We start from the raw sequence: 12,112 nt of genomic DNA on the forward strand, positions 1-12,112 counted from the left end.
ACGCAAGCATCCTAGCTACAAGGGTGGCTTGGTCCCTCCCGTGGTTGGACTTGCACCAACTAGATAATGCGTGCCTCTGGGCACGCTAAACAAAAAAAGCCGCCCACAAATGTGGGAGGCGCCAAATCCAACCATTCACTTCATCCTTATGCAGTTCTACTCTCCGTGGACACTTGCCTAGCCGCTGACTTGCGCTTCATCCGCAACGCCTCAGGCATAGCCAGCAAAGCCGGCAGCAGCATCGGCAGCAAAATAAAGCAAAGCACGATGAGCCCAACGATCACAGCTACGGCTAGCTCAATTAGCAGAACTAGACCTGATGGAACCAACGTCGCGAAGGTACCACCGAGGATAACCATAGCCGAGATTACCACGCCGCCTATGTGCTTAGCGGCCTGAACAATCGCTTTTGACGGCGATAATTCGCCCAGCTCTTTATATCGCATCATCAAGAAGATGCTGTAGTCGACACCGACTGCGATGATAATGATGAAGGAGAAGAACGGTACAAAAGAGGAAACACCGTCTGCCCCGATGATTTTATCTGTAACGATATTGGTAGCGGTCATGGCTACATAGTAGGAAATCACTAAGGACACGATGATATAGACCGCTGGCCAGAAGGAGCGTATCACGAACAACAGGACAATAAATACGCCAATGATCACGATGATCGCCGTGCTGTTGAACGATTTCAGCTGTGCTTTGTTCGTGTCATAGGTCGTCGAGCTTGGTCCCGCGGCACCGACTTTCGCTTTCTCCAGCACTGTACCTTTCAAGCTAGACACTAACTCGGCGTTAATCCCCTCAATGGTGTCCATAGCCGCTGACGAGTACGGATCATCCTTCAGAATGACGATGAGTTTCGTACTCTTGCGATCTTTGGACATGAAGCTGTCCAGCGATTTACCGAAATCCGCGCTCACAAGCGCTTCTTTCGGAATGAAAAACGTCTTCGAGCTGTTCAGCTGCGTCAGGAACTGGCTCGTTTTGCCGAGCCCTTCGGACACATCGCCCAGTCCGTTGCCGCTTTGGCCGAGGCCGTCCTTCAGCTGGCTCATCCCACCAGCCAAGCCCGACAAGCCCTCGTTCAGCTTCTGCTGCCCGTCCTTGACGCTGCCCAGCGCATCATTCAGCTTCGCCATGTTCGCGACGATCTCTTGGCTGCCCGCGCTGCCTTGCTTCAGCCCTTTGGCAAGCGCCTCTGAGCCGCTCTGCAGGGAAGCCAATCCCGCAGCAAGCTGCGACTGCGCACCGTTAATCTGCGTAAGTCCCGCAGCAGCCTCAGCAAAAGAGCCATTCAACTTGGCTGCATTCGCGCCAAGCTCCTTCAGCCCGCCGTTCAGCTGGGCGAGACCGGATTCCAAGCCCTCACCCGTTTGCTTCAGCTTCGTGTAATCGGCATCTGCCTTCAACTGGCTGTACTTTTCACCCAGCCCGCCAATTAGCCCATTCATCCCAGTTAGCCCCTGCTGAATGCCAGGAAGCTTCCCTTCAATCTGACGATAGCCGTCAGATAAAGCACTATAACCCTGCTGCAGCTGCGTAAGTCCGCTGCTAATTTTCGACGTGTTAGCCTCGACTTGCGTCATGCCATCCTTTAAGCTCGCAATGCCCGCAGTTAGCTCACCGGCTCCGTCGGCCCCTTGCGTGATGCCCTTCGATACTTGTCCCAGCGCAACAGTAATCTGGCTGTAGCCATCTTGAACCTTGCCGGTTCCGTCAACTAACTGGTCGGTGCCGGACAAATCTGGACTAACCAGTTTGCTCTGCATCAAATTCAAACCATCTTTTATTTGATTAACGCCCTTCTGAGAAGCTGTAATTCCTTCTGCAACGGTCGACGTTTGGGTCGAAATATAGAAGTTATCAATCGGCTTCGACTGTGGCTGCGTCACACTGGACACCTTATCCACGCCCGGAACACCCTTCAATTTGTCCGTTAGCTTATCAATTGCGGCTAATCCGTCATTATTATCAAGTGCTTTATCATTCTCAATCACGACCATGGTCGGCAGCGCTTGACCTCGGCTAAAATGATCCGCTACGAGGCTGAATCCTTTGGTGGATTCATGGCTATTTCCTAACTCTTTCAACTGGTCAAAAGACAATTTCTGATGGTTAGAAAGGGCAATCGGAATCATCACAATCAGAATAAGCAGCGTTGTGATCACCGGTCTTTTTACCGCAACTGCCGTCAAGCTCGCCCAAAATTTACTTTCCTTATGCCCGGTTGCGCCCTTGGAAGGCCAATACAGCTTATTGCCTAGTACTTTCATGAGGAAAGGTGTCACGGTCATAATTTCAAGCAAGAGCACCGCGGTGCCAATAGCCACCACATTACCTGATTTATAAATACCAAAGTCCGAGAACGTCAAACTCGCGAAAGCGATAAATACCGTCAGAATACTATAAAAAATCGTTTTCCCAGCCGTTTTATACGTCACAATAATCGCTTCATCCACAGAAAGACCATGGGATAATTCTTCTTTAAACCGATTGAATAACAGGATGTTATAGTCAGTTCCAATGCCGAAAAGAATCAAAATCAACAGCATCTCCGTGACACTTGTCACTGGAAACTCAAACTTATCAATAAGCTGCGCGGCAATCCCCATGGAGCACAAATAGGAAATACCCACAGCAAGCAGCGAGACAATCGGAATAACAACGGAACGGAACATAATGACTAGCACCGCTAGGATGAAGATAACCGTTAACGCCGCACTTTTGGCCACACCCGATTCGGATGCTTTGATATAATCGTTCTGAATGAAGTCTTCACCTGAGAGGTAGTAGTCCACGTTCACGTCTTTCAAAACAGCCTCAAACTCCTGTTGAATCTCATCGACATGACGTCCTCTTTTATCCAAACTAAAGCTAGCCATTAATGTCGTCTGATCCTCCGAAATAAGTGAGGACTTCGCGTCAGGCAGTGAGAACGGATCAAGCAATTGATTGAACCCAAGCTCCGCTTGATGGTTCTTCATACTCGTAATACCTGACTCGATCTGCTTCATATCCGTATCAGACAGTTTATTCGGGTTGTGGAACACGATGATATCGCTAGTCCCCTCAACCCCATTCATTTTATTCAAAATCGATGTAGCAACTTTCGACGGACTATCCTTTGGCAGCGGATCTTGGCCTCTGAGCCCTAAAATGGCATTCACATCAGGTTGAAAAACCGTGAGAACCACGGTAGCTACCAGCCACAGGGCGACAATCGTCCAGCGCCATTTAATAATTTGTTTCATCTCTCTAATTCCTCCTCAGATTTACGTAATCGTTAGTAAACAAGCGTTCATTTTTGACTCAAAAAAATTTTATCACTGCCCTTGAAGCTTTATTTTTTCTGAAATACCCGCAGAATACAGGTACAACAGTTCATCAACCAGCACCTTAATGGTATCGCCATCTTCATAATCGCGCAGAATAAGGCTCATCCCCTCAATAAGCGTAACAGCTAGCATCCGTGCAGATTGCTGCTCATTCACTTCGAGCGGGCCGGGCGTTTGCTTCGTGGTGGCGAACACGTTCTCCAAAATTTGATATACCAAAGTAATGAGTTCCTGTTTCACGGTTTCGTAGCGTGAGCCTTCACTCAGATTTAATAGGATGGTCAGCTCAACACTCGATTGCTTGAAAAGTTGCAGAATCGTCGCATCAATTTTACGTAAAATAACGAGATGATCGGCAGTCTCCTTGCACAATTTGAAATCAACCTCATTCTTGATCTCTAGGGTGTAAGAAGCAAGCTGCTCATAGACGGGTTGAATCAGCTCATAGAATAGGTCTTCTTTGTTTTTAAAATACCGATAAATGTTGCCTGGTGTAATACCCGCAGCGTCTGCAATATGCCGTATGGAGGCTTTCATATACCCATGTTTCTTGAACTCGGACAATGCCGCTTGGCGGATACTCTTTTTTACGTCATCTTTTAAAACCTGCATATAATAAACACCCGTTCACTTTTTGTCGTAATGGAATGATTATAACGTGTGTACTTCCTTTTTTGCAAGCATGGAATCAAAGAAAAAAAGCCAACAACCTAAGCAGCGCTCTGCTTAAGGCCGTCGACTCTTCTTTAAGACTTACTCTGCCTTAGTTTTGAGTGTCTCGATCATTCTTTTCGACTTGAAAGGCTTGAGATCTTTGAACTGTATGAACTTCTTCGTTTCCTCGTTCCAAATACGGAACTTAAGGGATTCCAAGCTTGTCTTCAATGTAATTGTCTGCACTTTGCGAAGCTCAGCGTTCTTGTTATGAACCTTTTCCAAATAGTAATTAGGAACTCGCGGGCTCAGATGATGAATATGGTGAAAGCCAATATTACCTGTGATCCAGTGCAGAATTCTAGGCAATTTGTAGAAAGAGCTTCCATGCATAGCCGCTTTCATATAATCCCATTCTCCGTCATGCTCATAGTACGAGTCTTCATAGTTGTGCTGAACGTAGAAAAGCCAAATCCCAGCCATACCTGAAATTAAAAACATCGGACCCTGGACTAGGAGGAATGATTGCCAACCCATACCTGAGCAAAGCAGTGCAATGCTCCCAAAGATACCCAAGTTCGTGATGTACGTATTCATACGTTCTTTCATTCCTGCGCGTTTGCGGTTAAAACGGTAATCAATCAAAAAGATGAAAATGGGTCCGACAATAAACATCACAATCGGATTTCTGTAAACCCGATAATATAGTCTTCTAGCCGGAGAAGATGCCATATATTCGTCAACCGTTAGTGTCCATATATCGCCGACACCTCTACGATCCAAATTACCGCTGGATGCGTGATGGACGGAGTGGGTATGACGCCACTGATGATAAGGGACAAACGTCAAAATACCTGTTAATGTACCAACAATTTCATTCGCGATTTTATTTTTGAAAAAAGATTTGTGGCAGCAATCATGGAAAATAATAAAGATTCGAATTAGGAATCCTGCTGCAATAATATCTAACACGAACGTGAGCCAGATAGAAACCGATAGACTTAGGAAGGCGAAATACCAAAGTACAAAAAAGGGTCCTAATGTATTAATGATTTGCCACACACTGATCTTCATATGTGGTCTTTCGTAAGGCGCGATGTCAGACCGCCACCCACCTTTGTCTTGTTGAGTCATTCTAATTAAAGCTCCTTCTCTCCGTTTCGTACCGGACTGATTTGTGCCACCTGATGTAGTACGTTGGGAATTTAATTAAGTTCCCTTTATAAGAGAAGAAATGTTACATTGCCCTCTCATCATAAGTTCCATAAAGCTTTTTGTAAAATGCAATATAAGTCAAAGCTGCATTAGACCCTATTTTTTACTATTCTGCACAACCCAAAAATCATCCTGCGAATGGCAACCTAACCCTTATTTTCCCATAAAAAGAGGTTTCTCATACGGAATAAAATACAAACCGCCTTCCACACTTATGAGATCTTCGATTCATTCATCCATCTTTCTCTACATTGGGGTGGCTCAGATCGGGATCAATTATCATCATGCTCGCTTGAGGTTGCTAAATGAATGAATCCCTATTCGCGGTAGAATAATGTTGTAAAAAGCGCAACAATTGCTGCCTAGATCCAGCCTCTCACCCTTCGATGTTGCATCATGTACAACATTGGTAATCACTATAGCCCATCTGCCTCACGAAAGCTGAATGACTCTAAAATCGCATTATGGAGTTATGATGAATACCAGTTGTGAAATAATCGACAGTCTCCTTATTACAACATTAGGCGAACAAATCGTCGTTATACCCTTCAAATGTTGCAAAAAATAAAAAAATACAATTATCTCTCCCAAAATTAGCTCCACACCCTTTTCATATGCCTTTTACTCCTAGCTTGACCCATTTAAGCGTGCCTTACTTAATACTGGTATAGTAGTGTATATAAAAAAAATGGAGGTCTATTCAATGATACCTATATCTGTTTTGGACTTGGCTCCCGTTATTGCTGGCGGTACGCCAAGAGATTCATTTCTCCGTTCCGTTGATTTAGCCAAACACGTTGAAAAGTGGGGCTACCATAGATATTGGCTCGCCGAACATCATAATATGCCGGGTATTGCCAGCTCCGCCACATCACTCGTCATCGGGTATGTCGCTATGGCTACGGAAAAGATTCGCGTAGGCTCCGGCGGCATTATGCTGCCTAACCACGCACCGCTCGTCATCGCCGAGCAGTTTGGGACGCTGGAATCGATGTTTCCGGGACGCATCGATCTTGGTTTAGGGCGTGCGCCTGGCTCCGATCAGCCTGCGGCAAGAGCGCTTCGCCGCGGCTTAGGCAGCGACGGCCATAACTTCCCGGAGCAGCTGAGCGAGCTCCGCGGCTATCTCAACCCGGCGCTGGGTACGGGTGTACCGGGCGTGCGCGCCGTGCCGGGCGAAGGACTGGACATCCCGATCTGGCTGCTCGGATCGAGTGATTTCAGCGCCCAGCTGGCTGGTCAACTGGGGCTTCCTTTCGCTTTCGCCAGCCACTTTGCTCCGGATTATTTGCTGGCAGCTCTTGATCTGTACCGCCGTCAGTTCCACCCGTCGGGTGCGCTTGAGAAGCCGTACGCGATGGTCGGCGTTAACATTATTGCTGCCGAAACCGATGAGGAAGCTCAGCATTTGGCGACTTCGCAGCACCAGCAGTTTCTGAACATCGTGCGCGGCCGTCCTGGCATGTTGAGCCCTCCCGTGGACAGCATGGAGTCCCTATGGAGTCCTCAAGAGAAAGCTTACGTTCACAAAGCCCTAAGCTTCTCCATCGTAGGCAGTAAAAACACCGTTCGAGAGAAGCTTGCTAAGCTGCAGCAGCAAACTGCAGCCGATGAGTGGATCATCGCCGGCCAAATTTATGATCACAACGCTCGCTTGAGGTCCTATGAAATTGTGGCGGAGGTTGTCAAAGAGATCTAGAGAGGTTGGAGTTCATTATAATGAGTCAGCATCAAGCAACGATTGGGAGCCACGCCACAAGAGGGCGGTTCCCGATTTCTCCAAACCTTGGCAATGCTAGCGGTGCTTTTATTGGCGGGTGGGTCATCACCCATATAGCGCTTACCTTTTTGCCTTGGGCGGGAGCCCTGCTGCCGGTTCTTGGATTGATCCTTGGTTTAGTCAGCATAGACAGGACCTGCGATAGAAACTGGGTTCGGCTTAAAAAGTGAACATAGCAAAAAGAGGGCACCCCTGCATGGGAGTGTTCTCTTGATTATGACTGACTCACCTTATTTGACATGGTTTATTAATGAATGATTTCTATCTTCTACGTCTATATCATCATAGATTTTTATACTTAGAACAAAGCCAATAGATATCATGTTGATCAAAAGCGAGGTCCCTCCATAGCTGATAAACGGAAGGGTGATCCCTGTAATCGGCATGATACCGATCAGCATCCCAATGTTTTCGAAAACTTGAAACAGAAACATAGCTGTAATACCGCCAATAATGTATATGCCTGTTTGGCTGCGGATGTTCAGCGCGATAGTGATCATTCGATAAATGAGAAGAAAGTAAAGTATGAGTAAAACGGATGCTCCTATAAATCCAAATTCTTCTCCCACGACAACGAATATGGAATCTGAATATGTATATGGGACTTGACCGCTTTGGACTGAGGTTCCATGAAGGTAGCCATCTCCTTCTAAGGATCCTGATCCGATTGCTTTAACCGATTGTTTCATGTGATAGGTTGCTTTCTCAGAAGCTTGGTCTGGCAAAAGGACAGCATCAACTCTATCCAACCAATACGCTTTATGTTTAGATGCCATGAATTGCTTTACTTCCTCATGGTATTTTATATAGCTGTACAGGGAGCTTCCGCTTACGATTATGATAATGACTAGGCCGATCAGAGCATGCTTGTAGTTAATATGGCCGAACCAACAGACTACAATGAAAATGACCAGATATCCGATAGAATTACCGAGATCCGGCTGCATTAGAACCAAGAGAAAAGGAACTAACGTAATAACACCCATCGGCAGTATTTCCTTGAACAGACTAAGGGTCTCGACTTCTCTTCTGGACAGAAAATACGACAAAAACAAGATCAAAATGAGCTTACAAAGCTCTGCCGGCTGAAAGCTGATCCCGCCAGGAAGAGTGAACCAACCCTGAGCATTGTTGAGAGTATTCCCTTTAAAAAACAATAAGACCAACAGTCCCAGCCCAATGAAATAGTACAGCGGCGAGAACCGCAATAAGAGTTTATAGTTGACAAACAGCATCGAAAATAAGACTACAAACCCCAACCCGTAAAAATACATCATTTTAATATACGATTGTGAAAAGTCTGGAACTGTCCGCGTCGCACTGTAGATGCAGAATATACTAATGATCATAAAGATGAGCAGCAGCAACAAAATAATGGCATCCAACCCTTTTATTATCCGCTTCAACATGAAGGCTATTTGCGTTCCCCTGAAAATACTTACAATAACAAATCACCTATTTCTATATAAGGTTACGAAAGATACATAGAGTAGACGATTCGGTTTTACAAATAGTTACATTTTTGTAGATAAAAAATGGGAAAAAGCCCCCGTAGTCCATTTTTCTTTCGAAAGAAAGATAGTGGGCCACGAGGGCTTACCTATTTATTTCAAACGGGACGATCCATAGCAAATTGTTCTCCCAATTTCGCATACCAGTTACCGGCTAATCGACTGACTGGTTTAAGTCCATTCGGGTCAATATGACCATTCTCATATAAGGACTCAGCAATATGAAACTGTACGACTCTACCGATTAATAAATCGGCTGCAGGTGCTTCGTCTGTTCCGCCAAGCGTTATAACTTGCTCCAGAACACATTCCATGCGAATGCTCGCTTCGGCGATGCCCGGTACTGCAATCTTATCACTCGCGACGGGTGTAAGTCCGGCTAAAGCAACTTCGCTTTCACTTGGCGCTAGCACAGCAGCGGTTTGGTTAATCTGGTCGATGTACGATTCGTCTGAGATGTGAACAACGAATGCTCCAGTATCGATGGCATTTCGCGAAGTATCTTTGCGAACACCCTGTTTCCTCTGCACGGAGATAGCGACCATTGGAGGATTCGCCGTCACAATTGTAAAGTAACTATACGGTGCTGCGTTGAGTACACCCTCTGGAGATAGGGATGTAACAAATGCGATCGGCCTAGGAATTATGCTGCCTATCATTAGCTTATAGTTTTCCCGCTCACTTTGATTTGAGGGATCAATGGATCTCACAACGCATCTCCCACCTTTACCAGACTCGGTCTCATGCTAAATTCGTCTTGAACCAAGTCGCTGCCGCTTCTACCTCCGAACGAGTCAGTTGATGCCCTGCCTGTTCCCAGTGAACAGCGACAGTTGATCCCGCTTCACTTAACAGCTTCTGTAATTCCTCTGTCTCCTTCGGAGAACAGATCGGATCGTTCTGACCTGCTCCAATAAAGACTGGAATCCCAGATAGATCCGGCAGTTGAATACCTCGCAGCGGCACCATTGGATGATGGAGAATGGCTCCTCTCAGTGCATCTGGATAGTGGAATAACAGACTTCCGGCGATGTTTGCACCGTTGGAATAACCAATGGCTACGAGATTGTTACGATCAAAGCCGTGTTCCACGGCAGCTTGATCGAGGAAATCGTACAATTCCTTGGTACGGAAGATGAGATCCTCCTCATCAAAGATTCCCTCAGCCAGCCTGCGAAAAAACCGCGGCATCCCATTCTCAAGCACATTACCTCTAACGCTTAGCACCGACGATGTCGGTGAAATCGCCTGAGCTAGCGGCAGTAGATCACGTTCGGTGCCACCTGTGCCATGAAAGAGCACGAGTACCGGAGCCGTTATATCCGTTCCTTTTTGAAAGATATGCTTCATTGTTTTTTCGCCTCCAATACACGTACTTGAATCGGCGGAAGATTACGCTCGATTTGTTCACGGCTCTCCTCGAACCATTCTGGCAGCATCAGTTTCTCACCCAGCGCCTCTGGCTGTTCATCACGTGCAAACCCCGGAGGATCCGTTGCAATCTCAAAGAGTATGCCGCCTTCTTCACGGAAGTAGATCGCGTTAAAGTATTGACGATCCACGATCGGCGTAGGTTGGAATCCATTCGTCTGTACATGGCTTCTCCATAGTGCATGCTCAGCATCATCTTTGGCGCGCCATGCAATATGATGGACGGTACCCGCTCCACCAGCTCCGTAGGCCATCGGGGTTACGTTAATATCGACGATGTTACCCAAGTCTCCGAAGGATTTGAATCGAGCGTAAGCTCCCTCTTGCCCTACTTTTTGAAGCCCCATCACTTGCTCTAGCAGCTGCGAAGTTTTGTCAGGAGCCGTGCTGTAGAGAACAGCGCCGCCGAAGCCTTTGATCGCTTTATCCGTTGGAATACCGCCGAATGACCATTGGCTAAGCGCTCCTTGCTCGCGCTCTACGATTTCAAGTTTCAGACCATCCCGATCCTCGAATTGAAGGTATGTTTCTGTGAATCTTTGCGTTTTTTCGAAAGGAATATCAAATTGCGCTAGACGCTCTTCCCAGAATGACAGACTGCCTGTAGGCACAGCATACGTTGTGATACCGACTTGACCGCCGCCGATACGCCCTTTGCGAGAGTGCGCCCATGGGAAGAAAGTGATGATCGTTCCTGGACTTCCCATTTCATTACCAAAGTACAGATGGTAGACTTCCGGTGCGTCGAAGTTAATTGTTTTTTTGATCATCCGAAGTCCTAGAATCCCTGCATAAAAGTCTACTGTTTCCTGTGCATTTTGAACGAAAGCTGTGATATGGTGAATACCTGCTGTTTGTTGTTGTTGTTGTGTCATTGAATCCAACTCCTTTAGTTTAGTTTAATTATTCCAGACCTAATTTAAAAGTATCCAAGATTATTAATTGAATAAAGCGTCGACAGAGTAAGCTCCTGCACCAGTTAATGCCACGCCAACCGCAATAGCAATCAGCAGCAAGTTGTATTCATAGCCGCCCGCGGTAGCCCAATAGCCGCTCTTAGCGTGTACTTTGACAATCGCAACGACCATTGTCATGACGATGAGCAATGAAGCAATGACTGTACCAAATCCAGCGGCGAATAACGCACCGCCTACGAACTCCATGAGTCCTGCCATAACCGCCATAGCAACACCGGGTTTAATGCCGATGGATTCCATCCAGCCGCCCGTTCCTTTCGGACCATAGCCTCCGAACCAACCAAACAGCTTCTGTGCCCCATGCGCCATAAAGCTTAATCCAACAACCAAACGAATAATTAATAATCCTAATGCGATACTCATATTCATTCTCCTCCAATTTAAGAATCTTTATTTTAAGATATCAGATAAAAGGTTAAGTAGTTAACACCTCTCATGTGAGGCCAAACTACTTGAAACCATCCTGAGCAAACCTACCAAGCTTTTTCAACAATTGACTAGCTATCTTCTTCTCTTCTGCTGTAAGTCCAGCTACCGCTTTCTCAATGACTTCGGTATGCTTGGGAAATACTTCTTCAATAAACTGCTTCCCTTTTTCCGTAATTTCTGCAAAAATGAGCCTGCGGTCTTCGGTTGATGTTTTGCGCTTTACGAACTCTTTCTTCTCCAGCTTATCTACAACATAGGTGATATTCCCGCTACTCATCAGCACCTTGCCGCCAATCTGTTGAATCGGCTGCGCGCCTTTATGATAAAGCAACTCGAGGACACCGAATTCCGTTCGATTCAATCCATAATTACGAATATCGCGGTCCCCATGGGCGTTGACCCATTCGCTTGCTCTGGAGAGTGCAATATAGAGATCTAATGATTCGTTTCTCTGTTCACTCATTTGGTTCACCTCATTTCTTTTATCTTTTTGTTATGCTGTGATGATCTGTGGTGTGTTATGCTTTGCTGCGAAATCTTAATTTGTAATATCTTGATTTAAAGATACTCCATTTTGAGATAGATGTCAACAGGTAATTTGAAAAATAATGTGCTTTTCTTTATCATGCTGCTTATAATGCGTTAGTATCCTCTCTATCCAAAACCGAAACAAGTCGGAATGGCTAAAAAGAGTACTTTTTGCTGCACTTTTTGCATCTTCATCTTTAACCAAAATGACCGTGCTCAGGTAAAATGACAAAAGGATAAGCCACC

At 46.0% G+C, this 12,112-nt stretch carries 11 protein-coding genes; 2 read left to right on the forward strand and 9 right to left on the reverse strand.

Annotation, left to right across the window (positions count from 1 at the left end):
- Positions 1-146: 146 nt before the first annotated feature.
- From ASD40_RS12335 to ASD40_RS12345, 3 genes are all read right to left on the reverse strand, one after another.
- Positions 147-3,257, reverse strand: a complete 3,111-nt coding sequence (locus tag ASD40_RS12335; protein WP_057303578.1) for an MMPL family transporter — start codon at positions 3,255-3,257, stop codon at positions 147-149.
- A 72-nt stretch (positions 3,258-3,329) separates the two neighbouring features.
- A complete protein-coding gene (locus ASD40_RS12340; protein ID WP_057303579.1) occupies positions 3,330-3,953 on the reverse strand; it encodes a TetR/AcrR family transcriptional regulator in 624 nt (207 codons plus the stop codon).
- 141 nt (positions 3,954-4,094) lie between these two features.
- Positions 4,095-5,129 (reverse strand): fatty acid desaturase, encoded by a 1,035-nt coding sequence (locus tag ASD40_RS12345; protein WP_057303580.1) that lies wholly within the window; start codon positions 5,127-5,129, stop codon positions 4,095-4,097.
- Positions 5,130-5,913: 784 nt separating this feature from the next.
- On the opposite strand from ASD40_RS12345, the gene ASD40_RS12350 reads away from it, so the two are divergent.
- Together ASD40_RS12350 and ASD40_RS12355 are read left to right on the forward strand one after the other, a co-directional pair.
- Positions 5,914-6,909 carry an LLM class flavin-dependent oxidoreductase gene (locus ASD40_RS12350; RefSeq protein ID WP_235549237.1) on the forward strand — a complete coding sequence of 332 codons (996 nt, stop codon included), beginning with the start codon at positions 5,914-5,916 and terminating at the stop codon, positions 6,907-6,909.
- Between the two features lie 20 nt (positions 6,910-6,929).
- A complete protein-coding gene (locus ASD40_RS12355; protein WP_057303582.1) occupies positions 6,930-7,160 on the forward strand; it encodes an MFS transporter in 231 nt (76 codons plus the stop codon).
- Between the two features lie 60 nt (positions 7,161-7,220).
- Here the strand turns inward: ASD40_RS12355 and ASD40_RS12360 are convergent, their stop codons facing one another.
- The 6 genes from ASD40_RS12360 to ASD40_RS12385 all read right to left on the reverse strand — a co-directional run bounded on the left by ASD40_RS12360 (position 7,221) and on the right by ASD40_RS12385 (position 11,801).
- Complete coding sequence (locus tag ASD40_RS12360) at positions 7,221-8,399, reverse strand: FtsW/RodA/SpoVE family cell cycle protein (RefSeq protein WP_057303583.1); 1,179 nt, start codon at positions 8,397-8,399, stop codon at positions 7,221-7,223.
- A gap of 200 nt (positions 8,400-8,599) precedes the next feature.
- Positions 8,600-9,211, reverse strand: coding sequence for a flavin reductase family protein (locus ASD40_RS12365; protein WP_057303584.1), 612 nt, complete (start codon positions 9,209-9,211; stop codon positions 8,600-8,602).
- A 31-nt stretch (positions 9,212-9,242) separates the two neighbouring features.
- On the reverse strand, positions 9,243-9,851 hold the full coding sequence (locus tag ASD40_RS12370) for an alpha/beta hydrolase (RefSeq protein ID WP_057303585.1): 609 nt from the start codon (positions 9,849-9,851) through the stop codon (positions 9,243-9,245).
- Positions 9,848-10,807 (reverse strand): ring-cleaving dioxygenase, encoded by a 960-nt coding sequence (locus ASD40_RS12375; protein ID WP_057303586.1) that lies wholly within the window; start codon positions 10,805-10,807, stop codon positions 9,848-9,850. Before ASD40_RS12375 ends, ASD40_RS12370 begins: the two co-directional genes overlap by 4 nt.
- 63 nt (positions 10,808-10,870) lie before the next feature.
- A complete protein-coding gene (locus ASD40_RS12380) occupies positions 10,871-11,272 on the reverse strand; it encodes a DoxX family protein (RefSeq protein ID WP_057303587.1) in 402 nt (133 codons plus the stop codon).
- 85 nt (positions 11,273-11,357) lie between these two features.
- A complete protein-coding gene (locus ASD40_RS12385; RefSeq protein ID WP_057303588.1) occupies positions 11,358-11,801 on the reverse strand; it encodes a MarR family winged helix-turn-helix transcriptional regulator in 444 nt (147 codons plus the stop codon).
- Positions 11,802-12,112 lie beyond the last annotated feature (311 nt).

It is taken from the genome of Paenibacillus sp. Root444D2, from assembly GCF_001426375.1.
Classification (GTDB): Bacteria; Bacillota; Bacilli; order Paenibacillales; family NBRC-103111; genus Paenibacillus_E.